This window comes from Pseudomonas sp. BYT-1 (assembly GCF_023611805.1).
In the GTDB taxonomy this organism is placed as follows: Bacteria; Pseudomonadota; Gammaproteobacteria; order Pseudomonadales; family Pseudomonadaceae; genus Aquipseudomonas; species Aquipseudomonas guariconensis.
Genome location: NZ_CP072559.1, coordinates 962,561 through 983,393 on the forward strand (window position 1 = coordinate 962,561; position 20,833 = coordinate 983,393).

Here is a 20,833-nt window from a genome sequence, read left to right on the forward strand (position 1 = left end):
ATGTCCAGTCAAGTAATCCACGCCGGCGCTCATGGTCACGACCATGGGCACGACGATCACCACCACGACTCGGGCCAGATGACCGTACTCGGTTTCTGGCTGTACCTGATGACCGACTGCATCCTGTTTGCGTCGCTCTTCGCCACCTACGCGGTGCTGTCCGGCAGTTTTGCCGGCGGCCCGTCGGGTCATGACATCTTCCAGCTCGATTTCGTAGCTGTTGAAACCGCACTGCTGCTGCTGTCCTCGATCACCTTCGGCTTTGCCATGCTGCAGATGTTCAAGGGCAACAAAGGTGGCGTGCTGGGCTGGCTGGCCATCACCTTCCTGTTCGGTGCTGGCTTCATCGCGATGGAAGTCTATGAGTTCCATCACCTGATCGGCGAAGGCTTCGGCCCGAACCGCAGCGGCTTCCTGTCGGGCTTCTTCGCCCTGGTCGGCACCCACGGTCTGCACGTGACTGCCGGTCTGATCTGGATGGCTGTCCTGATGTATCAGATCAGCACCAAGGGCATCACCCCGACCGCCAAGACCCGTATGAGCTGCCTGAGCCTGTTCTGGCACTTCCTGGACGTGGTCTGGATCTGCGTATTCACCGTCGTCTACCTGCTGGGAGTTCTGTAATGGCTAGCGCACACGACACTCATCACGAAGGCAACCACGGCAGCGTCAAGTCGTACGCGATCGGCTTCATCCTGTCGATCATCCTGACCGCGATCCCGTTCGGTCTGGTGATGTACCCGAGCCTGCCGAAGAACCTGACCGTCCTGATCGTGGTGGCCATGGCCGTCATTCAGGTGGTGGTGCACCTGGTGTACTTCCTGCACATGGACCGCTCGAAAGAGCAGCGTTCGAATGTGTCGACGTTCCTGTTCACCACTCTCGTAATCGCTCTGTTGGTCGGCCTGTCGCTGTGGATCATGTTCAGCATCCACATCGAAATGATGGCCAAGTGAGGTAAGACTGCATGTCCGTGAAGCACTTTATCCAAATCACCAAACCGGGGATCATTTTCGGTAACGTGCTTTCCGTGGCAGGCGGTTTCTTCCTTGCCTCGAAGGGCCATGTGGACTTCGCCCTGTTCCTGGCGGTAGTGGTGGGGACCTCTCTGGTCGTCGCGTCCGGTTGCGTGTTCAACAACTGCATCGACCGCGACATCGACCAGAAGATGGAGCGCACCAAGAACCGCGTCATGGTTCAGGGCGGCATGTCGCTGACCCTCGCGCTGATCTACGCCACCCTGCTCGGGGTGGCGGGCTTCAGCCTGTTGTATGTCCAGGCCAATCCGCTGTCGGCGTTCTGCGCAGCTGTGGGCTTCGTCGTCTACGTCGGCTTCTACAGCCTGTGGCTCAAGCGCAAGTCGGTACACGGTACCTTGGTCGGCAGCCTGTCCGGTGCCATGCCTCCGGTGATCGGTTACTGCGCCGTCAGCAACAGCTTCGACCTGGCTGCCGTGACGCTGCTGGTGATGTTCAGCCTGTGGCAGATGCCACACAGCTTTGCCATCGCCATCTTCCGCTTCAAGGATTACAGCGCTGCCAACATTCCGGTCTTGCCGGTGGCACGCGGTATTCTCGCGGCGAAGAAGCAGATCGTGCTGTACGTACTGGCCTTCGTGCTTGCCACCCTGATGCTGACCTTGGGCGGTTACGCCGGCCTGGGTTACCTCGCCGTGGCGGCTGCCATGGGCCTTTACTGGCTGTACATGGCCTGGGGCGGCTACAAGGCTGAGGACGACAGCAAGTGGGCCCGCAAGGTCTTCGGTTTCTCCATCCTCACCGTCACCGCCCTGAGCGTGATGATGTCGGTGGACAGCCAGACTGCCGCGGACGTGCTGATGACATACGCACGCTGATACAGACGCCTGTTACACGAAAACCCCGGCCTTGTGCCGGGGTTTTTTTATGCCTGTGGTGTGTGTTGCGGCTTCTTCGCGGTTTACCGGTGACAGGGCCAGCCCAGGCAACGTAAATCTAATGAATTCGATAAATAAGCCTAAAAAGATCTAATAAAACAGGAAATCGTCCTTTACAGGTTGTATGTTTCGGCACTATCTTCTGATTTGGCCGCCGCAGCGGCCCACGTCGCTCGGACGGTTCCGGGCGCTTACGTCATTCGAGGAAGCCATGGCCAACCCAGGTTCGCCGCGCCGCTTTGCGCGCATCGATCGTCTCCCCCCTTACGTCTTCAACATCACAGCCGAGCTCAAGATGGCCGCCCGCCGCCGTGGCGAGGACATCATTGACCTGAGCATGGGTAACCCCGACGGTGCCACGCCACCGCATATTGTCGAGAAGCTCGTCCAAGTCGCCCAACGGGAAGACACTCACGGTTATTCCACCTCCCGCGGTATCCCGCGTCTGCGCCGCGCCATCTCACGCTGGTACCAGGAGCGCTACGAGGTCGACATCGACCCGGAAACCGAAGCCATCGTCACCATCGGCTCCAAGGAAGGCCTGGCGCACTTGATGCTTGGCACCCTCGACCATGGCGACACGGTACTGGTGCCCAATCCCAGTTACCCGATCCACATCTACGGCGCGGTGATCGCCGGTGCCCAGGTGCGTTCGGTGCCGCTGGTGCCAGGCGTGGACTTCTTCAACGAGCTGGAGCGGGCGATTCGCGAATCGATCCCCAAGCCCAAGATGATGATCCTGGGCTTCCCGTCCAACCCGACCGCCCAGTGCGTCGAGCTGGACTTCTTCGAGCGTGTGGTCGCGCTGGCCAAGCAGTATGACGTGTTGGTGGTTCACGACCTGGCCTACGCCGACATCGTCTATGACGGCTGGAAAGCCCCCTCGATCATGCAGGTGCCAGGCGCCAAGGACATCGCGGTGGAATTCTTCACCCTGTCCAAGAGCTACAACATGGCCGGCTGGCGCATCGGCTTCATGGTCGGCAACCCGGAGCTGGTCAGCGCCCTGGCCCGGATCAAGAGCTACCACGACTATGGCACCTTCACCCCGTTGCAGGTGGCGGCCATCGCCGCGCTCGAAGGCGACCAGCAGTGTGTACGCGATATCGCCGAGCAATACCGCCAGCGCCGCAACCTGCTGGTCAAAGGGCTGCATGAGATCGGCTGGATGGTCGAAAACCCCAAAGCCTCGATGTACGTGTGGGCGAAGATTCCCGAAGCCTATGCTCACCTGGGCTCGCTGGAGTTCTCCAAGAAACTGCTCGCCGAGGCCAAGGTCTGTGTGTCGCCCGGGATCGGCTTTGGCGACTATGGCGATGACCATGTGCGCTTCGCCCTGATCGAGAACCAGGACCGTATTCGCCAGGCCATTCGCGGCATTCGGCAGATGTTCAGGGCCGATGGCTTGACGCGAAAATAAGCTGCAAGCCGCAAGAGGGCCGCGTGAGCAGCGGCCTTTTGCGGCTTTTCAATCTTGATGCAGCAAGTCGCCTTGCCGCTTGCTACTTGCCGCTGACAAGCGGTGGTTTTTTTTGCTTTCCCCCTCTTCTCAGCCACCCCTGGTTGGACTGAGAATGGCGCGCGGGCCTAGCCCTCATAACAACAACCCTCCCTCCGTGCCATCATGTCCGAATACAACCCTTGCCTTGACTGCGGCGCCTGCTGCGGGTACTTCCGTGTGTCTTTTTTCTGGGGCGAATGCCAATCAGCCGGGGGCGTGGTGCCCGACGATCTGGTGGTTCAGATCAACCCAACCCGGGTCGCGATGATCGGCACCGATGCCAAACCTTGCCGCTGTACGGCGTTGGGTGGCGAGATCGGCAAGCAGGTCGCTTGCACCATCTACGAAAACCGCTCGAGTCCATGCCGAGAATTCGAAGCCTCGTGGGTCAACGGTGTGCATAACCCCAGCTGTGACGCAGCCCGCGCGCATTATGGGCTGCCGCCGCTGGAGGCCAACGAGCCGCACTGGCCGGAGGATGATGGGGCCGAAGTGGCCTGACAGGGGCTTGTGGCGGGAAACCACCTGTTGCGTGAAACACAGGTGCTGTATGGTTTCAGGTTCGTCCAAATACCCTGGAGCCTGAGGTTGTCTGCCTATTACCTGCCGTTGTGCCTGCTTGTGTACCTGATCGGCCTGTTTTTTGACGGCGCGTTGATGGGAGCAGGTCGGCACATGCCTGCCTTGCAGATGCTGCTTTACGGGCCCTGGGGCGTACCGTTCGGCTTGTATCAATGGTTTGCCAACCCGTTGCTGGTGCTAGCGGTGCTGGCCCATCGGCGCTTTCGCCGGTTGGCGTTGCTGTTGGGGGTGTGCGCCCTGTACCTGGCGCTCAGTAGCCTGGGTATCGAGCGGCTGCCGGACAACCACAGCTATGCCTTCCAGGACGTCACCGGCTTCGGTGTTGGCTTCTACTTGTGGAGCCTGGCGATCCTGGTGTTTTGCCTGGGGCAGGCCTGGTGGTGCTGGAAGGCACGGCGCGCCGACGACATGCCCGGCTGGCACTGGCTCGATGTGGCGGTGATTGCTGCGATCGCCGTCACGATGTATGCCGGCACCCAGATGCCTGCACTGCATTTCGATGTGGACAAGGTCCTGATGCCGCCGGAGTCGTCACAGTCGCTGTGACTGCAGCTGTATTGCCAGCGAGCAAGACAGTGCGGACACCACATCAGCGAGACGTACCCCACTGCACCACCAGCATACCCGCCACGATCATCCCGACGCCCGCCAGGCGCAGAGCGTTGACGGGCCGTTCCGGCAACCCCATCAGCCCCCATTGGTCGATCAGCAGTGACGACAGCACCTGCCCGGCGATCACGCAGACGATGAATCCCGCAGCCCCCAGCCGGGGTGTCAGCACCAGTGCGGCAGTGATGTAGAGCACACCCGCCACACCGCCAAACCAGGCCCACCAAGGCGCCTGGGCCAGGTTCTGCAACTGCGGCACAGGTGCTCGCATCAGCAGCAAGGCAGGGACCAGCATCAGCAGGCTGACGGTCAGCGATACCCCCGCCGCCCACAAAGGGTGGCCCAGCAAGCGACCGAGCGCGGCATTGCTGCCGGCCTGGAAAGGCACGGCGGCGCCTGCCAGCAGTGCAACGAGCAAAGGGAGGACGGCTGAGAAGGAGAGGGCGTGCGGCATTGAATGGCTCCTGTGGAAAACACTAGGCGCAGTGTTGTTTATCCATTTCAATGATGGAAATTCGAAATTCACACAGGCTGTATTCGTCATATGGATGATTTGCGTCGTATCGACCTCAACCTGCTGTTGACCCTGCATGCCTTGCTCAGCGAGCAGCATGTTTCACGGGCTGCCGTACGCCTGCACCGCAGTCAGCCTGCCGTGAGCCATGCGCTGGCCCAGCTGCGAGACATCTTCGCTGACCCACTGTTGGTGCGCCGGGGCGGCCGTCTGCACTTGAGCAGCCGTGCCCAGGCCCTGCGTGAGCCGCTGGAGCAGGCCCTCGCACAGCTCGACGGCCTCTTGGGGAGTCCGCGTTTCGAACCGAACCGGGCGCGACGCACCTTTCGCCTGGCAATGTCGGACTATGGCGCGCGGGTGGTGTTGCCGGGGCTGATGCGCAAGCTCAGAGAGCAGGCGCCAGGCATCGACCTGGTGGTATCCCAAGGCAGCCGTGAAGCGATGATCGGACAGTTGATCGACGGTGAAGTGGACTTGGCCCTCGGGGTGTTCCCCGATTTGCCCTCAGAGGTGCAGGTACAGGTGTTGTTCGAGGAGTCGTTCATCTGCCTGGCGGACCGCCACAGTCTACCGGCGCGCACCGGGCTTTCGCTGGCTCAGTGGCTGGCGCGACCTCACGTGCTGGTGGCCGTGCGGCCGGGCATCGACAACGAGATCGACTTGGCGCTCCAGGCGTCGGGTCAGGGGCGGCGGATCGCGCTCACCCTGCCGCACTGGGGCGTGGCCCAAGGCGTTATCAGCGGTACGGACCTCATTCTGACCGTGGCCCGCCGCAGCCTGGCGGGTACCCGGCTCGACCCTGGGTTGCGCTGCTTTGCGCCACCACTGCCGATCGCGCCGTTTGCCTTTACCCAGGCCTGGCACACCCGGCGCGAGGGCGATGCCGGTCACCGCTGGCTGCGTGAACTCATCCGTACGCTTTGCGATGAACACGATGTGCCGAGCTTAGCCAGTTGAGCGCAGGGTTCTGAGGGTGGCGCCGTCGCCATGGGAGCGCCGCTCCGGCGCCCCTGGCTTATGCGGGGCAGGGCTCAGGGCGCGAGGCGTGGCTCGCGTTTGGCCCGGGCCTTGAGGTATTCGCGCACCTCGACCCCGTCGCCGGCAAACTCGATACGCTCTGCCTTGGCTTGGCGCTGGTAAGCATACATCGGGTCGTAGTATTCGTTGAGCAACCCTTCGATCCAACCGCGGTGCAGATCCACCGCGCCACTGCGCAGCTGCTCGTCCAAGGCCTGGCCCAGTAGCGCCGACAACCGCTGGAAGCGTTCACCGCCCAAGCGCTTGTGGATATTGCCCATGCTTTGCAGCATGCGTTCGGCGAACAGCCGACGGCCGTCTTCTTCGCCATGCAAGGCGACGAACTCGGCGCACAGGTTGATCACGTAGTCCCGCAGGATACGCTCCACGCGGTTTTCGAAGCTGTCTTCCAGCCACACCAGCGGGTACTGCTGCATGCCCTGGTACAGCTCCAGGGGCACCGAGCAACTCCCGACGATGCGCCCTTCATCCTCCAGAATGAACTGCTGCATTCCTCGGGCGCGCTTTTTCAGGATGTCGATGGCCAGCTGGTTTTCGAAATCGATCTGCGCCGGCTGCGCCGTGGCCCGCTTGCCGAAGCTCGAGCCGCGGTGGTTGGCGTGGCCTTCGAGGTCGAGCACGTTGTCCAACTGAAGCAGCACGTCGGTCTTGCCCGTGCCGGTAAGGCCGCCTACCAGCACGAAGTCGCACTGCTCGACAGCTTGCAAGGTGGTTTCCAGCAGGAAGGTCCGCATGGCCTTGTAGCCACCCTTGACCTTCGGGTACTGGATGCCGGCTTCGTCCTTCAGCCAGCCTTGGACGATCTGTGAGCGCAGGCCTCCGCGGAAGCAGTACAGATAGCCGTCGGGGTGGGCCTTGGCGAACGCCGCCCAGGCTTCCAGGCGTGCCTGCTTGATGGCGCCGCCGACCAGTTGGTGACCCAAGGCGATGGCGGCGGCCTGGCCTTGCTGCTTGTAGCAGGTGCCGACCTTTTGCCGCTCCTGATCGTTCATCAGCGGCAGGTTGACGGCGCCGGGGAAGGCCCCCTTGGCGAATTCGATCGGCGCGCGCATGTCCATCATCGGCACGTCGTCGAGGAACAGTTGGCGGTAGTCGGTGCAGTCGTTGCGCATCAAAGCACCTCGACCGCGTGGGTCTGTCGCTCGACCAGCTCGCCGATCGGCGAGAGGGCCAGGTTCAGTTCTGTGGCTACGGCGAGGAATTCGGCCTCGCCCTCGGGGCTGACCGCCACCAGCAGTCCACCGCTGGTCTGCGGGTCGCACAGCAGGTGTTTCTGGTCTTCGGTCAAGGCTCCGATCTTGTGGCCGTAGCTGTCGAAGTTGCGCAGGGTGCCGCCAGGGATGCAGCCCTCGGCCAGGTAGTGATCGACGCTGGGCAGGCGTGGCACGGCATCGTAGCGCAGGTGCGCCGTCAGGCCGCTGCCTTCGGCCAGCTCCACCAGGTGGCCGAGCAGGCCGAATCCGGTGACGTCGGTCATGGCCTTGACGCCGTCGAGCTTGCCGAAGCGGCTGCCGGGGGTATTAAGGGTGCACATCCAATCGCGGGCCAGGCCCTGGTCCTGGGTGCGCAGCTTGGCCTTCTTCTCGGCGGTGGTGAGGATGCCGATGCCCAGGGGCTTGGTCAGGTACAGGCGGCAGCCGACGTGGGCGGTGTCGTTGCGCTTGAGGTGGCGCTTGCTGACCACGCCGGTGACCGCCAGGCCGAAGATCGGCTCGGGCGCATCGATGGAGTGACCACCGGCCAGCGGGATACCCGCTTCGGCGCACACGGCGCGCCCGCCGCGGATGACTTCTCGGGCGACTTCCGGCGGCAAGACGTTGACCGGCCAGCCGAGGATGGCGATGGCCATCAGCGGGTCGCCGCCCATGGCGTAGATATCACTGATGGCGTTGGTGGCAGCGATGCGGCCGAAATCGTACGGGTCGTCGACGATCGGCATGAAGAAGTCGGTGGTCGAGACCACGCCGCGTTCATCGTCCAGGGCGTACACGGCGGCATCGTCGCGCGAGGCGTTACCGACCCAGAGTTTCGGGTCCAGGGCCTGGGCGCCGCTTTCGGCGAGAATCACATCCAGCACCTTGGGGGAGATCTTGCAACCACAGCCGGCGCCATGGCTGTACTGGGTCAGACGAATCGGTTCGCTCATACGCACCTCGGATTTTCGTGATGCGCGATTGTAGCAAAGCTGGCCTTTGCGCCACCGGCTCTTATAATCCCCGGGCCGACTGCAAGCTCCAAGTTCCCAGCGCCAAGAGGCAAGTACTTGGGATAGTCAGCGAAGTACGCGGTTCGCTTTCTCTTGTAGCTTGCAGTTGCAGTTACCCTTTCCCCGCTATTGAACCGGAGAATCCCATGCTCAAACGTCCCCTGGCGGTCGCCGCCGGTCTCGTGCTGTCTTGCTGTGCCGTCATTGCCCAGGCTGCTGACACCCTGAGGGTAAGCGCCATCCCGGACGAAGCGCCGACCGAACTGCTGCGCAAGTTCAAGCCGCTGGGTGAATACCTTTCCAAGCAGTTGGGCATGGACGTGAAGTTCGTACCGGTGGCCGATTACCCGGCGGTGGTCGAGTCGCTGGCCTCCAATCGCCTGGACATGGCCTGGCTGGGCGGCTTCACCTTCGTCCAAGTGCACTTGAAGGACCCGACCGCCACGCCACTGGTGCAGCGCGAGCAGGATGCCCAGTTCACCTCCAAGTTCATCACCGCCAACCCGGACGTGAAGAGCCTGGCCGACCTCAAGGGCAAATCGTTCGCCTTCGGTTCGATTTCCTCGACTTCCGGCAGCCTGATGCCGCGTTACTTCATGCTCAAGGAAGACAACATCAAGCCTGAGAGCTACTTCAGCCGCGTTGCCTACTCCGGCGCCCACGATGCCACCGTGGCCTGGGTCCAGGCTGGCAAGGTCGATGGCGGCGTGCTCAACGCCAGTGTCTGGCAGAAGCTGGTCGATGCCGGCAAGGTCGACACCAACAAGGTCAAGGTCTTTGCCACCACTCCGACCTACTACGACTACAACTGGACCGTGCGCGGCAACCTGGACCCGGCCCTGAAGCAGAAGATCAAGGCCGCTTTCCTGGCGCTGGACCCAGCCAACCCGGAGCACAAGGCGATCCTCGACCTGCAGGCCGCCAGCCGCTTCATCGAAACCAAGCCTGAAAACTACGTAGGCACCGAGCAAGCTGCCCGTGAGGCCGGTCTGCTCAAGTGACTATTCATCTGCACGGCGCCAGCCTGCGCCATGGCCAGGTTCGCGCCCTCGATGCGGTGAGCCTGCGCATCGACAAAGGTGAGCGGGTGGCGATCATCGGCCCTTCCGGGGCCGGCAAATCGAGCCTGCTGCACCTGATGGCGACGGCGGTCCAGCCCAGTGCCGGGCGCCTGGAGCTGCTCGGCCAGCAACCTTGGGCGCTGTCTGCCAGAGCCCGCCAGCGCCTGCGCGCGCGGGTGGGCCTGGTGCACCAGGCGCCGCCGTTGCCACCGCGCCAGCGTGTGGTCACGGCGGTGCTGGCCGGGCGCCTGGGGCAGTGGGGCATCCTGCGTGGCCTGCTCAACCTGATCTACCCGAGCGATGTGCCTGGGGCTCGTCAGGCGTTGGCCGAGCTGGGACTGGCGGACAAACTGTTCGTTCAGTGTGGGCAGTTGTCCGGCGGTCAGTTGCAGCGAGTCGGCATTGCCCGAGCGTTGTATCAGCGGCCTGAAGTGTTGCTGGCCGATGAGCCGGTTTCGGCCATGGACCCGGTGCTCGCCGACCACAGCCTGGCTCTGCTCAATCGTCATGCCCAGGACAACGGCGTGACCTTGGTGGCCAGCCTGCACGCAGTCGATCTGGCACTGGCGCACTTTCCCCGAGTGATCGGGATCCGCGAAGGTCAGGTCGCATTCGACTGCCCTGCCCAGGCGGTGACCGAGAGCCTGCTTGATGCGCTTTATGCCAACGAACAGCTGGCCTCGCCGCCCACCCCTGGGCCGACCCTGACGGTACAGATCCCGCGATGCTGAAGGCCGACACACGCGACCCTGCGGCATTGCCCCGGCTGTTGCTGACCTTGCTCGCTCTGGCGTTGCTGTGGCCTGGGCTGCGCTTGAGCGAGCTGAACCCTGGTGTGCTGCTGCAGGCGGAAAACCGTCAGCAGATGGGCAGCTTCGTCAGCGCTTTCTGGCCACCGGCGCACGATGGCGACTTTCTCTCGCTGCTCTTCGAAGCCACCTTGCAGACACTGGCCGTGGCCACTGCTGGCATGGCCTTGGCATTGCTGCTCGCGGTGCCGACCAGCCTTTTGGCCAGTCGCGCCCTGTCGCTGAGGGCCGCCTCACGCGGTGGTCGCCCGGGGCTGTGGTCGCGGCTGCTGCGCATGCCGGTGCGCGGTTTGCTGGTATTTTTGCGCAGCGTGCCGGAGATCGTCTGGGCTTTATTGTTCGTGCGCGCCGTTGGCCTTGGGCCTACGGCTGGCGTGCTGGCGATTGCCATCACCTACGCCGGCATGCTCGGCAAGGTCTACGCGGAAATCTTCGAATCGGTCGACCAGCGCCCGGCCCATGCGCTGTTGCAGGCCGGAAGCGGGCGGTTGATGGCGTTCTTCTACGGCATCTTGCCCGGCGCTGCCGCGGAGGTGGTGTCCTACACCGTGTATCGCTGGGAGTGTGCGGTGCGGGCCTCGGTGGTGATGGGCTTTGTCGGTGCGGGCGGCCTGGGGCAGCAGATCGACTTGTCCATGCGCATGTTCGCCGGGGCCGAGGTCGCGAGCATGCTGCTGGCGTTCCTGGTGCTGGTGGTGCTGGCCGATCTGCTCAGCCGGGTGCTGCGGGGGAGGCTGGCATGAACCGGGTGATCAACCTGCTGATCGTCGTCGCGATTCTCGCCGCTGTGGTGGCGTCGTTCAGCTACCTCGAGCTGGACATGGCGTCGGTGGTCGGCAACGGCGGGCTGGCGCAGATGGGCGAATATGCACGCCGATTCCTGAGCCCGGACCTGTCCACCGAGCACCTGCGAGCCGTAGGCAAGGGCGCACTGGAGACCCTGGCCATGTCTGGGCTTGGAACCCTGCTGGCAATGGTACTCGGCCTGTTGCTGGCGCTGCCGGCCGCCGGCCGCTTCGGCTGGCCGCTGCAGGGCGCTGCGCGGTTGCTGCTCAATGCCTTGCGTGCAATCCCTGAGCTCGTCTGGGCCGCTTTGACCGTGCTCGCTGCGGGCCTAGGCCCCAACGCCGGCACCCTGGCTTTGGCCCTGCATACTGCAGGCGTATTGGGCCGCCTGTTCGCCGAGGCCCTGGAAAACGCCCCCGCCGAGCCTGCTGCCGCCATCCGCCTGCAAGGTGGCAGCCAGGCTGCGGCGTTCTGCTTCGGCACCTTGCCCAACCTCTGGCCGCAACTGCTTGCCTACAGCCTTTACCGCTGGGAGAACAACATCCGCATGGCCAGCGTGCTGGGCTTCGTCGGTGCCGGCGGATTGGGACAGATGCTCTACACCACCCTGAGCCTGTTCCAGGAGGCCCAGGCCAGCACCGTGATCATCGGCATGCTGGTGCTGGTGTTGCTGGTGGATGCCTTCAGCGACGTGCTGCGCCAGCGGTACGTGCGCGCCTGAGCCCTTGGTGGGCTGCGCTCACTAGGAAAGGGCCGGGGAAGCGAGGGTCAAGCGAGCACCTGCCTCATCTGCACCAATGCCACTCGGCTGCCATCCGGCGCCTGGCGCTCTTCGATGCCAAACGGCACGAAGCCCAGCTGTGGATAAAGCAGCAAACCCGCCGTGTTGTGGTTGAAGCACGATACCCACACCTCCCGTGCCGCGAATCGCTCCCGCGCCTGGTCGATCATGCATTGCACCAGATAACGGGCCACGCCGTGGCCTCGCGCGGCAGGGGCCACTACCACGTTGCCCAGGGCGCACACGCCACCGTGCTCGGCCTTGTAGAAATTGGCAAAGCCCAGCACCACGCCATCGCCTTCGATCACCGTCGATCCGCTGCGCTGGGCGATGGCATCGCTCAGTTGGTCGGGCGTGAGCGGGTAGGTGGCCTTCGGGAACATGTAGAAGAGCTCGTCCGGGCCTTGAGGGAAGCAGCAGATAGCGGCGATGTCGTCGTGGCGTACGGGGCGGTGTGACAGCTTCATGGGGTATGCCTTCGAGGGGGGGCTTCGATTTACATACTGATGGCGTTGCCGATCGACGGGCAAGTCGGGCTGCCGTTCGACTCTCATTCTCTAGTCAGTGCTTGTCCCCCAAAGAGTCGCGACGCGGCCCCGATGACATGGCTACGGACGCTGCCGCCCTTGACAGCAGGTGCGCAGCCCGCTCCAGGTCGCTCCCCGCCGGTCGCTGGAAACAAGGTCATCCGCCCTACACACGCCAGCATCGCCGAGGCCTGATCCAGCGGCAGGATCGAGGCATGCCTGCGTGTAGCGTGGTCAGCCAGAATGGCGCGTACGCTGTGGGAACGGGTTTACCGCGAAAAAGTCAACGCCATGCAGGCCAAATCCCAGGCACAAAAAAACCGACCATAAGGTCGGTTTTTTCCGGATTTTGGTGCCCCGAGGGAGACTCGAACTCCCACTCCTTTCGAAAACGGATTTTGAATCCGCCGCGTCTACCAATTCCGCCATCAGGGCTTGTGGGGGCGCAGTATAGAGAGCCGCCGTGGGTCGGTCAATCGGGTTTCATGGTCAATTTTCGTTCGTTGGGCTAAACTTTCCGACCCTGTCGAACCGAACACCATCATGCGCGTCGCCGATTTTTCCTTCGAACTCCCCGATTCCCTGATCGCCCGTCATCCCCTGGCCGAGCGCCATGGCAGCCGTCTGCTGGTCCTAGATGGGCCGAGCGGGGAGCTGGCGCACCGGCAATTCACCGACTTGCTGGAATACCTGCGCCCCGGCGACCTGATGATCTTCAACAATACCCGGGTCATCCCGGCGCGGTTGTTCGGCCAGAAGGCCTCCGGTGGCAAGCTGGAAGTGCTGGTCGAGCGCGTGCTGGACAGCTACCGGGTGCTGGCCCATGTGCGTGCCAGCAAGGCGCCCAAGCCGGGCACGCAAATCCTCATCGATGGCGGTGGCCAGGCCGAGATGGTGGCGCGCCACGAGACGCTGTTCGAGCTGCGCTTCACCGAGGAGGTGCTGCCGCTGCTGGACCGTGTCGGGCACATGCCGTTGCCGCCATACATCGATCGTCCGGACGAAGGTGCCGACCGCGAGCGCTACCAGACGGTCTATGCCGAGCGTGCGGGCGCCGTGGCGGCGCCGACCGCAGGCCTGCATTTCGATGAGGCCCTGCTGGAAAGGATCGCCGCCAAGGGCGTGGAACGTGCCTTCGTCACCTTGCATGTGGGCGCCGGTACCTTCCAGCCGGTGCGCGTGGACAAGATCGAAGACCACCACATGCACAAGGAGTGGCTGGAGGTCAGCCAGGAGGTGGTGGACGCTGTCCAGGCCTGTCGCGCCCGAGGTGGCCGGGTAATTGCCGTGGGTACCACCAGCGTGCGCTCGCTGGAGAGCGCCGCCCGTGATGGCCAGTTGAAGGCTTTCAGCGGCGACACCGATATCTTCATCTACCCGGGTCGGCCGTTCCATGTGGTCGATGCCTTGGTCACCAACTTCCACCTGCCGGAGTCCACGCTGCTGATGCTGGTCTCGGCCTTCGCCGGCTACCCCGAGACCATGGCTGCCTACGCGGCGGCGGTCGAACAGGGGTACCGCTTCTTCAGTTACGGTGATGCCATGTTCATCACCCGCAATCCGGCGCCACGCGGCCCCGAGGATCAAGCATGAGTCGCACCTGTCGAATGTCGTTCGAACTGCTGGCCACCGACGGCAAGGCCCGTCGCGGCCGTCTGACTTTCCCCCGTGGCACGGTAGAGACTCCGGCGTTCATGCCGGTGGGTACCTATGGCACGGTCAAGGGCATGCTGCCACGCGACATCGAAGCGATCGGCGCCGAGATCATCCTGGGCAACACCTTCCACCTGTGGCTGCGTCCAGGCACCGAGGTGATCAAGAAGCACGGCAGCCTGCACGATTTCATGCAGTGGAAAGGCCCGATTCTCACCGACTCCGGTGGTTTCCAGGTGTTCAGCCTCGGCGCTATGCGCAAAATCAAAGAAGAGGGCGTGACCTTCGCCTCGCCGGTTGATGGCTCCAAGGTGTTCATGGGCCCCGAGGAGTCCATGCAGGTCCAGCGTGACCTGGGCTCGGACATCGTGATGATCTTCGACGAATGCACGCCATACCCGGCCGAGCACGACGTGGCGCGCACCTCCATGGAGCTGTCGCTGCGCTGGGCCCAGCGCTCGAAGAATGCTCACGCCGACAACACAGCGGCGCTGTTCGGTATCGTTCAGGGCGGTATGTATCAAGACCTGCGCATGCGCTCGCTCGAAGCGCTCGAAAACATCGGTTTTGACGGCCTGGCCATTGGCGGTCTGTCGGTGGGCGAGCCCAAGCACGAGATGATCAAGGTGCTGGACTACCTGCCAGGCCAGATGCCGGCTGACAAACCTCGTTACCTTATGGGGGTAGGCAAGCCGGAGGATCTTGTAGAGGGTGTGCGCCGCGGCGTCGACATGTTCGACTGCGTGATGCCGACGCGCAATGCGCGCAACGGCCATCTGTTCGTCGATACCGGGGTGATCAAGATCCGTAACGCGTTCCATCGTCATGATGATTCGCCGCTCGATCCGACCTGTGATTGCTACACCTGCACCAACTTCTCGCGCGCGTATCTTCATCATCTGGATAAATGCGGCGAAATGTTGAGCAGCATGCTGAATACCATCCACAACTTGCGCCATTACCAGCGCTTGATGGCCGGTTTACGCGAGGCTATTCAACAAGGTAAATTGGCCGCCTTTGTCGACGCCTTCTATGCCAAGCGCGGGCTGCCTGTGCCGCCTTTGGACTGACTGTTCGCATCCATTATTAGAAAATATCCATTAGGAGTGCCCAATGAGCTTCTTGATTCCCGCCGCCTACGCGGACGCAGCAGCCCCTGCCGCCGGCCCTGCCGGTACCGGTTTTGAATGGATCTTCCTGGTCGGTTTCCTGGTCATCTTCTATCTGATGATCTGGCGCCCACAGGCCAAGCGTGCCAAGGAGCAGAAGAACCTGCTGAGCAACTTGCAAAAAGGTGACGAAGTTGTCACCAACGGCGGTATCGCCGGCAAGATCGTCAAAGTCTCCGATGACTTCGTGGTACTGGAAGTGTCCGACAACGTCGAGCTGAAGTTCCAGAAGGGCGCCGTTGCCGCGACCCTGCCAAAAGGTACGCTCAAGGCTATCTGAGTTACCGGTTATCTTTTCCAGTCGGGGCGCGCAACGCGCCCCGCGTCTTGAACGGGCGGCGTGATGCTGAACAAATACCCTCTGTGGAAATACCTGCTGATCCTGGTGGTACTGGCGATCGGCTTTATTTATTCCGCTCCCAACCTCTACCCGGATGACCCGGCGGTGCAGATCAGCGGTGCGAGCTCCGCGCTGCATGTGAGCCAGGCCGATTTGGATCGCGCCACCAAGGCGCTGACCGATGCCGGTATCGCCGTCAAGGGCGGCAGCCTGGGTGAGAAGGGCAGTGCGCTGGTGCGCCTGACCAACCAGGAAGACCAGCTCCCAGCCAAGGATGTGGTACGCAAGGCACTGGGCGATGATTACGTCGTGGCCCTGAACCTGGCCCAGACCACCCCGCAATGGCTGCGCAACCTCGGCGCCAGCCCGATGAAACTGGGCCTGGACCTGTCCGGTGGTGTGCACTTCCTGCTGGAAGTGGACATGGACAAGGCCATGAGCGCCCGTATGAAAGTCTACGAAGGCGAGGTCAAGACCTTGCTGCGCAAAGAGCGCATCCGCTATCGCAGCCTGCCCCAGCAGGACGGCGCGATCATGCTGGGCTTTGCCGACGATGCCACCCGCGAACAGGCTCGCAGCCTGGTCCGCAAGAATTTCAATGACTTCGACCTGACCACCACCGAGCGCAACGAGCTCGCCGTGCTGCGTCTGGCGCTGACCCCGGCCAAAGTCGCCGAGATTCGCGAATACTCGATCAAGCAGAACCTGACCACCGTCCGTAACCGGGTCAACGAGCTGGGCGTCGCCGAGCCGCTGGTTCAGCGCCAGGGTGCCAACCGTATCGTGGTCGAGCTGCCAGGCGTGCAGGACACCGCCGAGGCCAAGCGTATCCTGGGCAAGACCGCCAACCTGGAGTTTCGCTTCGGCGCCGAGCCGGGCGCGTCCAAGGCTACCACCGAGGTCTTCGAGTTCCGCGAAGGTGGCCGTTCCGCTGCAGTCGAGCGTGGCCTGATCATCACAGGCGACCAGGTGACCGACGCCCAGGCCAGCTTCGATGAGCATGGCCGTCCGCAGGTGAACATCCGTCTCGATGGTCACGGCGGCGAGCTGATGAGCCGCGCTACCCGTACCAACGTCGGGCGCAGCATGGCGGTGATCTTCATCGAGCAGAAGCCGATGACCCGCTACGAGAAGCAGATGGTCAACGGTGTCGAGAAAGACGTCGCGGTCCAGACCTTCAAGGAAGAGAAGAAGATCATCAGCCTGGCGACCATCCAGTCGCCGCTGGGCAGCCAGTTCCGTATCACCGGCCTGAACGGCCAGGGCGAATCGTCCGAGCTGGCCCTGCTGCTGCGCGCTGGTGGCCTGGCGGCGCCGATGTACTTTGCCGAAGAGCGCACCATCGGCCCGAGCCTGGGTGCCGACAACATCACCAAGGGTATTGATGCGTCCCTGTGGGGCATGCTGTTCGTCTCGCTGTTCATCATCGCCATCTACCGTGCCTTCGGCGTGCTGGCGACCATCGCCCTGGCGGGCAACATGGTATTGCTGTTGGCGCTGATGTCGCTGCTGGGCGCTACCCTGACCCTGCCGGGTATCGCCGGTATCGTACTGACCATGGGTATGGCGGTGGACGCCAACGTGCTGATCTTCTCGCGTATCCGTGAAGAGATCGCGGCGGGCATGTCGGTTCAGCGCGCCATTCACGAAGGCTTCAACCGTGCCTACTCGGCGATCGTCGATGCCAACCTGACCACGCTGCTGGTCGGCGGCATCCTGTTCGCCATGGGTACCGGTCCGGTTAAAGGCTTCGCCGTCACCATGTCCCTCGGGATTTTCACCTCGATGTTCACCGCCGTCATGATGACCCGTGCACTGGTCAACCTGACTTGTGGCGGGCGTGACATCAAGAAGCTGTGGGTTTGAGGGAGCTGACATGAAAACCATCAACTTCATGGGCGTACGCAACGTCGCGTTCGCCATCACTGCGCTCCTGACTGTCCTGGCGTTGTTCAGCTGGTGGCAAAAGGGCCTGAACTTCGGCCTGGACTTCACCGGCGGTACGCTGATCGAGCTGACCTATGAGCGTCCTGCGGACCTCAAGGCGGTCCGTGCCGAGCTGGTCGACTCCGGCTTCCACGAGGCTGTCGTGCAGAGCTTCGGCGCCACCACCGACCTGCTGGTGCGTATGCCTGGTGACGACCCGCAATTGGGTAATAAGGTGGCCGAAGCCCTGCAGAAGGCAGGTGGCGACAATCCGGCAACCGTCAAGCGTGTCGAGTTCGTCGGCCCTCAGGTGGGCGAGGAGCTGCGTGACCAGGGTGGCCTGGGCATGCTCCTGGCGCTGGGGGGCATCCTGGTCTACCTGGCATTCCGCTTCCAGTGGAAGTTCGCCGTTGGTGCAATCGTCTCGCTGATCCACGACGTGGTGGTGACGCTGGGTATCCTGTCGTTCTTCCAGATCACCTTCGACCTGACGGTGCTGGCGGCGGTCCTGGCGATCATTGGTTACTCGCTCAACGACACCATCGTCGTCTTCGACCGGGTACGTGAAAACTTCCGCGTCATGCGCAAGGCCTCGCTGATCGAGAACATCAACGTTTCGACCACCCAGACCCTGCTGCGTACCATCGCCACCTCGGTGTCGACCTTGCTGGCTATCGCTGCGCTGCTGTTCTTCGGTGGTGACAACCTGTTCGGCTTCTCCCTGGCGCTGTTCATCGGTGTCATGGCGGGTACCTACTCGTCGATCTACATCGCCAACGTGGTGCTGATCTGGCTGAATCTGAGCAGTGAAGACCTGATTCCGCCCGCCAAGACTGACGGTGTGGACGACCGTCCGTAAGGTTGTTTCCTACGCCATTTGGCGTAAAGAGAGGCGCGAGTATTGAACTCGCGCCTTTTTTTTTGCTCCAAGGCTGGGAGAAGGCGGGCGCGAGCCCGCAGGTGCGATCAGGAGGTTCACGTGAATAAATCAATGCTGGTGGGTGCGGTTCTGGGTGCTGTCGGTGTTACCGCCGGAGGTGCTGTGGCGACCTACAGCTTGGTGAACAAGGGGCCGGAGTACGCCCAGGTCACGGACGTGCAGCCCATCAAGGAAACCATCAAGACGCCGCGTCAGGTCTGCCGGGACGTCGCGGTCACGCGTCAGGCGCCGGTCAAGGACCAGCACCAGATCGCCGGTACCGTGGTCGGAGCAATCGCAGGTGGCCTGCTGGGTAACCAGATCGGTGGCGGCACCGGCAAGAAAATCGCGACCGTGGCCGGTGCGGTCGGTGGCGGCTATGCGGGAAACAAGGTGCAGGAGGGCATGCAGGAGCGTGACACCTATACCACCACGCAAACCCGCTGCAACACCGTCAATGACCTGAGTGAGAAAGTGGTCGGCTACAACGTGACCTACTCCATTGGAGACAAGGTCGGGCGGGTGAAAATGAACCACGAGCCGGGTTCGACCATCCCGCTGGACAAGAACGGCAACCTGGTCCTTAGCGAAAACCAGGCAGGACAATGACGCTCACGCCGGCACTCTGGTGCTGGCCGCTTCGCGGGTGAGCCCGCGCTCCCACAGGTTCTAGGCTTGCACAGCGCTTGTGGTCTTTCTCTGAACCATAAAAAAAGCACCCCGAGGGGTGCTTTTTTTATGCGGCAATCGGCGCTTAGCGTTTCATGTGCTCGGGCAGGTGTGGCTGGATGGCAGTCAGCACGGCCTTGAAGCACTTGATGTTGCCGGCGACGATGTGGCCTTTGTCGAGGAAGTCGTGGCCGCCATTGAAGTCGCTCACCAGTCCACCAGCTTCCTGGATCAGCAGTACACCAGCGGCCATGTCCCACTCGGACAGGCCCGACTCCCAGAAGGCGTCGAAACGGCCGGCAGCAACATAGGCCAGGTCCAGGCTCGCGGAGCCGGCCCGACGGATGCCGGCGGTCTGGCCAGTCAGGGCGCGGAACATACCCAGATAGTTGTCCAGATCGGCCATCTGGTTGTCGCGGAACGGGAAGCCGGTACCCAGCAGGGCGCCTTCCAGGCTGGTGCGCGAGCTGACGCGCAGACGACGGCCGTTGAGTTGCGCGCCGCGACCCCGGCTGGCGGTGAATTCTTCCTGGCGAACCGGATCGACGATGACGGCGTGCTCAAGGCGGCCACGGTACTTGCAGGCGATGCTGACGGCGAAGTGAGGAACGCCACGCAGGAAGTTGGTGGTACCGTCCAGTGGGTCGATGATCCACAGGTAGTCCTTGCCTTCCTCGCCGGAGCCGGCGTGCAGGCCGGTCTCTTCACCCTGGATGGAGTGGTTCGGGTAGGCCTTGCGCAGGGCGTTGACGATGGTCTGCTCGGCGGCGCGATCGACTTCGGAGACGTAATCCTTGGCGTCTTTCTCGTCGACCTTGAGGCTATCCAGGCGTTCGATGGAGCGGAAAATCAGTTCACTGGCGCTGCGAGCGGCGCGCAGCGCGATATTCAGCATAGGCTGCATGGGCGTTTCACCTGGGATGTTAAAGAAGAAAGCCGCACATTCTATCAGAAAACTGTTCCGGCAGAAGGGTGGCATTTGCTTTCATGGCGTTACGTCTGTCGGTTCTGTAAGATCGACTCCCCCTTTTCCTGTCTCTGTGAGCTCTACACCTTGCTGCAAAATATTCGTGTTGTTCTGGTCAATACCAGCCACCCCGGCAATATCGGCGGCGCTGCGCGAGCCATGAAAAACATGGGCTTGTCGCGCCTGGTGCTGGTCCAGCCACTGGATTTCCCTTCGGTGGACGCCACCGCCCGCGCATCCGGCGCCGATGACGTGCTGGAAAACGCCCAAGTGGTCGACAGCCTGGAAGCGGCGCTGGTCGGCTGCAGTCTGGCGATCGGCACCAGTGCCCGCGATCGCAGCATTCCCTGGCCCTTGCTCGACCCCCGCGAATGCGGTGTAAAGACCGTCGAGCAGGCGGGGGCTGGTGAGGAAATCGCCCTGGTGTTCGGTCGTGAGCACGCCGGTCTGACCAACGAAGAACTGCAGCGATGTCACTTCCACGTGCACATTCCCTCGAACCCCGACTTCAGTTCGCTGAACCTTGCCGCCGCGGTCCAGGTGCTCGCCTACGAGGTGCGCATGGCTTGGCTGGCGGCCGAAGGTTCGCCAACCAAAGTCGAGAAGTTCGAAGCCAACTCGCTGCGTAGCGGTGAGCTGGCGACCATGGACGAAATGGAGCTGTTCTACGAACACCTGGAGAAGACTCTGGTGGAGATCGGCTTCCTCGACCCTGAAAAGCCCAAGCACCTGATGCCGCGACTGCGCAGGCTCTATGGGCGCAGCTCGGTCAATCGTTCGGAAATGAGCATTTTGCGCGGCATTCTCACCGAGACCCAGAAAGTCGCCCGGGGCGAGCCGCATAAACGGAAGGACTAGAAA

At 62.7% G+C, this 20,833-nt stretch carries 23 protein-coding genes and 1 tRNA gene; 18 read left to right on the forward strand and 6 right to left on the reverse strand.

Going from position 1 to position 20,833, the window contains the following annotated elements:
- From cyoC to J5X93_RS04375, 6 genes are all read left to right on the forward strand, one after another.
- The gene (gene cyoC / locus J5X93_RS04350) at positions 1-624 is read left to right on the forward strand and encodes a cytochrome o ubiquinol oxidase subunit III (protein ID WP_043208035.1); all 624 of its coding nucleotides are present in this window, start codon (positions 1-3) and stop codon (positions 622-624) included.
- Positions 624-956 (forward strand): cytochrome o ubiquinol oxidase subunit IV, encoded by a 333-nt coding sequence (gene cyoD, locus J5X93_RS04355; protein WP_043208038.1) that lies wholly within the window; start codon positions 624-626, stop codon positions 954-956. Before cyoC ends, cyoD begins: the two co-directional genes overlap by 1 nt.
- A gap of 11 nt (positions 957-967) precedes the next feature.
- Positions 968-1,855 (forward strand): heme o synthase, encoded by an 888-nt coding sequence (gene cyoE, locus J5X93_RS04360; RefSeq protein WP_043208040.1) that lies wholly within the window; start codon positions 968-970, stop codon positions 1,853-1,855.
- A gap of 271 nt (positions 1,856-2,126) precedes the next feature.
- A complete protein-coding gene (gene alaC / locus J5X93_RS04365; RefSeq protein ID WP_043208041.1) occupies positions 2,127-3,335 on the forward strand; it encodes an alanine transaminase in 1,209 nt (402 codons plus the stop codon).
- A 204-nt stretch (positions 3,336-3,539) separates the two neighbouring features.
- Positions 3,540-3,917: a YkgJ family cysteine cluster protein gene (locus tag J5X93_RS04370; RefSeq protein ID WP_043208043.1), complete on the forward strand. Its 378-nt coding sequence runs from the start codon at positions 3,540-3,542 to the stop codon at positions 3,915-3,917.
- Between the two features lie 87 nt (positions 3,918-4,004).
- Positions 4,005-4,544 carry a hypothetical protein gene (locus tag J5X93_RS04375; protein ID WP_250034476.1) on the forward strand — a complete coding sequence of 180 codons (540 nt, stop codon included), beginning with the start codon at positions 4,005-4,007 and terminating at the stop codon, positions 4,542-4,544.
- Between the two features lie 43 nt (positions 4,545-4,587).
- Here J5X93_RS04375 and J5X93_RS04380 read toward each other — a convergent pair whose 3' ends face one another.
- The gene (locus tag J5X93_RS04380; RefSeq protein ID WP_043208045.1) at positions 4,588-5,061 is read right to left on the reverse strand and encodes a DMT family transporter; all 474 of its coding nucleotides are present in this window, start codon (positions 5,059-5,061) and stop codon (positions 4,588-4,590) included.
- 90 nt (positions 5,062-5,151) lie between these two features.
- On the opposite strand from J5X93_RS04380, the gene J5X93_RS04385 reads away from it, so the two are divergent.
- Complete coding sequence (locus J5X93_RS04385; RefSeq protein WP_102081233.1) at positions 5,152-6,078, forward strand: LysR family transcriptional regulator; 927 nt, start codon at positions 5,152-5,154, stop codon at positions 6,076-6,078.
- A gap of 74 nt (positions 6,079-6,152) precedes the next feature.
- Here J5X93_RS04385 and mnmH read toward each other — a convergent pair whose 3' ends face one another.
- Both mnmH and selD read right to left on the reverse strand, forming a co-directional pair.
- Complete coding sequence (gene mnmH / locus J5X93_RS04390) at positions 6,153-7,271, reverse strand: tRNA 2-selenouridine(34) synthase MnmH (RefSeq protein WP_250034478.1); 1,119 nt, start codon at positions 7,269-7,271, stop codon at positions 6,153-6,155.
- Entirely contained in the window at positions 7,271-8,305 is a 1,035-nt protein-coding gene (gene selD / locus J5X93_RS04395) for a selenide, water dikinase SelD (protein WP_250034479.1), read from the reverse strand. The genes mnmH and selD overlap by 1 nt, the downstream gene beginning before the upstream one ends.
- A 206-nt stretch (positions 8,306-8,511) precedes the next feature.
- On the opposite strand from selD, the gene J5X93_RS04400 reads away from it, so the two are divergent.
- The 4 genes from J5X93_RS04400 to phnE are packed head-to-tail and all read left to right on the forward strand — an operon-like array spanning position 8,512 to position 11,742.
- Positions 8,512-9,366, forward strand: coding sequence for a putative selenate ABC transporter substrate-binding protein (locus J5X93_RS04400; RefSeq protein ID WP_182941732.1), 855 nt, complete (start codon positions 8,512-8,514; stop codon positions 9,364-9,366).
- On the forward strand, positions 9,363-10,157 hold the full coding sequence (locus J5X93_RS04405; protein WP_043208056.1) for a phosphonate ABC transporter ATP-binding protein: 795 nt from the start codon (positions 9,363-9,365) through the stop codon (positions 10,155-10,157). Before J5X93_RS04400 ends, J5X93_RS04405 begins: the two co-directional genes overlap by 4 nt.
- Positions 10,151-10,978 carry a PhnE/PtxC family ABC transporter permease gene (locus tag J5X93_RS04410; RefSeq protein ID WP_043208058.1) on the forward strand — a complete coding sequence of 276 codons (828 nt, stop codon included), beginning with the start codon at positions 10,151-10,153 and terminating at the stop codon, positions 10,976-10,978. Before J5X93_RS04405 ends, J5X93_RS04410 begins: the two co-directional genes overlap by 7 nt.
- Positions 10,975-11,742, forward strand: a complete 768-nt coding sequence (gene phnE / locus J5X93_RS04415; RefSeq protein WP_043208061.1) for a phosphonate ABC transporter, permease protein PhnE — start codon at positions 10,975-10,977, stop codon at positions 11,740-11,742. The genes J5X93_RS04410 and phnE overlap by 4 nt, the downstream gene beginning before the upstream one ends.
- A 47-nt stretch (positions 11,743-11,789) precedes the next feature.
- On the opposite strand, the gene J5X93_RS04420 is transcribed toward phnE, so the two are convergent.
- Entirely contained in the window at positions 11,790-12,269 is a 480-nt protein-coding gene (locus J5X93_RS04420; RefSeq protein WP_043208062.1) for a GNAT family N-acetyltransferase, read from the reverse strand.
- Positions 12,270-12,679: 410 nt separating this feature from the next.
- Positions 12,680-12,764 (reverse strand) — tRNA-Leu (locus J5X93_RS04425).
- A gap of 108 nt (positions 12,765-12,872) precedes the next feature.
- Here J5X93_RS04425 and queA point away from each other — a divergent pair.
- From queA to J5X93_RS04455, 6 genes are all read left to right on the forward strand, one after another.
- On the forward strand, positions 12,873-13,922 hold the full coding sequence (queA, locus tag J5X93_RS04430) for a tRNA preQ1(34) S-adenosylmethionine ribosyltransferase-isomerase QueA (protein ID WP_102081237.1): 1,050 nt from the start codon (positions 12,873-12,875) through the stop codon (positions 13,920-13,922).
- A 14-nt stretch (positions 13,923-13,936) separates the two neighbouring features.
- Positions 13,937-15,052 (forward strand): tRNA guanosine(34) transglycosylase Tgt, encoded by a 1,116-nt coding sequence (tgt, locus tag J5X93_RS04435; RefSeq protein WP_167358102.1) that lies wholly within the window; start codon positions 13,937-13,939, stop codon positions 15,050-15,052.
- A 43-nt stretch (positions 15,053-15,095) separates the two neighbouring features.
- The gene (gene yajC, locus J5X93_RS04440) at positions 15,096-15,431 is read left to right on the forward strand and encodes a preprotein translocase subunit YajC (protein WP_023382222.1); all 336 of its coding nucleotides are present in this window, start codon (positions 15,096-15,098) and stop codon (positions 15,429-15,431) included.
- Between the two features lie 63 nt (positions 15,432-15,494).
- Entirely contained in the window at positions 15,495-17,357 is a 1,863-nt protein-coding gene (gene secD / locus J5X93_RS04445; RefSeq protein WP_043208070.1) for a protein translocase subunit SecD, read from the forward strand.
- Between the two features lie 10 nt (positions 17,358-17,367).
- Positions 17,368-18,276, forward strand: a complete 909-nt coding sequence (gene secF / locus J5X93_RS04450; RefSeq protein WP_043208072.1) for a protein translocase subunit SecF — start codon at positions 17,368-17,370, stop codon at positions 18,274-18,276.
- A gap of 120 nt (positions 18,277-18,396) precedes the next feature.
- Positions 18,397-18,945 carry a glycine zipper 2TM domain-containing protein gene (locus tag J5X93_RS04455; protein ID WP_043208074.1) on the forward strand — a complete coding sequence of 183 codons (549 nt, stop codon included), beginning with the start codon at positions 18,397-18,399 and terminating at the stop codon, positions 18,943-18,945.
- A gap of 145 nt (positions 18,946-19,090) precedes the next feature.
- Here the strand turns inward: J5X93_RS04455 and suhB are convergent, their stop codons facing one another.
- Positions 19,091-19,909: a type III secretion system regulator SuhB gene (gene suhB, locus J5X93_RS04460; protein WP_043208077.1), complete on the reverse strand. Its 819-nt coding sequence runs from the start codon at positions 19,907-19,909 to the stop codon at positions 19,091-19,093.
- Between the two features lie 150 nt (positions 19,910-20,059).
- On the opposite strand from suhB, the gene trmJ reads away from it, so the two are divergent.
- On the forward strand, positions 20,060-20,830 hold the full coding sequence (gene trmJ / locus J5X93_RS04465) for a tRNA (cytosine(32)/uridine(32)-2'-O)-methyltransferase TrmJ (protein WP_250034480.1): 771 nt from the start codon (positions 20,060-20,062) through the stop codon (positions 20,828-20,830).
- The last annotated feature ends 3 nt before the right edge of the window (positions 20,831-20,833 follow it).

Excerpts from the sequence above, each read along its gene's own strand:
- cyoC (WP_043208035.1), top strand. The coding sequence starts at position 1 with ATGTCCAGTCAAGTAATCCACGCCGGCGCTCATGGTCACGACCATGGG.
- cyoD (WP_043208038.1), top strand. The coding sequence starts at position 624 with ATGGCTAGCGCACACGACACTCATCACGAAGGCAACCACGGCAGCGTC.
- cyoE (WP_043208040.1), top strand. The coding sequence starts at position 968 with ATGTCCGTGAAGCACTTTATCCAAATCACCAAACCGGGGATCATTTTC.
- alaC (WP_043208041.1), top strand. The coding sequence starts at position 2,127 with ATGGCCAACCCAGGTTCGCCGCGCCGCTTTGCGCGCATCGATCGTCTC.
- J5X93_RS04370 (WP_043208043.1), top strand. The coding sequence starts at position 3,540 with ATGTCCGAATACAACCCTTGCCTTGACTGCGGCGCCTGCTGCGGGTAC.
- J5X93_RS04380 (WP_043208045.1), bottom strand. The coding sequence starts at position 5,061 with ATGCCGCACGCCCTCTCCTTCTCAGCCGTCCTCCCTTTGCTCGTTGCA.
- J5X93_RS04385 (WP_102081233.1), top strand. The coding sequence starts at position 5,152 with ATGGATGATTTGCGTCGTATCGACCTCAACCTGCTGTTGACCCTGCAT.
- mnmH (WP_250034478.1), bottom strand. The coding sequence starts at position 7,271 with ATGCGCAACGACTGCACCGACTACCGCCAACTGTTCCTCGACGACGTG.
- selD (WP_250034479.1), bottom strand. The coding sequence starts at position 8,305 with ATGAGCGAACCGATTCGTCTGACCCAGTACAGCCATGGCGCCGGCTGT.
- J5X93_RS04400 (WP_182941732.1), top strand. The coding sequence starts at position 8,512 with ATGCTCAAACGTCCCCTGGCGGTCGCCGCCGGTCTCGTGCTGTCTTGC.
- J5X93_RS04410 (WP_043208058.1), top strand. The coding sequence starts at position 10,151 with ATGCTGAAGGCCGACACACGCGACCCTGCGGCATTGCCCCGGCTGTTG.
- phnE (WP_043208061.1), top strand. The coding sequence starts at position 10,975 with ATGAACCGGGTGATCAACCTGCTGATCGTCGTCGCGATTCTCGCCGCT.
- J5X93_RS04420 (WP_043208062.1), bottom strand. The coding sequence starts at position 12,269 with ATGAAGCTGTCACACCGCCCCGTACGCCACGACGACATCGCCGCTATC.
- queA (WP_102081237.1), top strand. The coding sequence starts at position 12,873 with ATGCGCGTCGCCGATTTTTCCTTCGAACTCCCCGATTCCCTGATCGCC.
- tgt (WP_167358102.1), top strand. The coding sequence starts at position 13,937 with ATGTCGTTCGAACTGCTGGCCACCGACGGCAAGGCCCGTCGCGGCCGT.
- yajC (WP_023382222.1), top strand. The coding sequence starts at position 15,096 with ATGAGCTTCTTGATTCCCGCCGCCTACGCGGACGCAGCAGCCCCTGCC.
- secD (WP_043208070.1), top strand. The coding sequence starts at position 15,495 with ATGCTGAACAAATACCCTCTGTGGAAATACCTGCTGATCCTGGTGGTA.
- secF (WP_043208072.1), top strand. The coding sequence starts at position 17,368 with ATGAAAACCATCAACTTCATGGGCGTACGCAACGTCGCGTTCGCCATC.
- suhB (WP_043208077.1), bottom strand. The coding sequence starts at position 19,909 with ATGCAGCCTATGCTGAATATCGCGCTGCGCGCCGCTCGCAGCGCCAGT.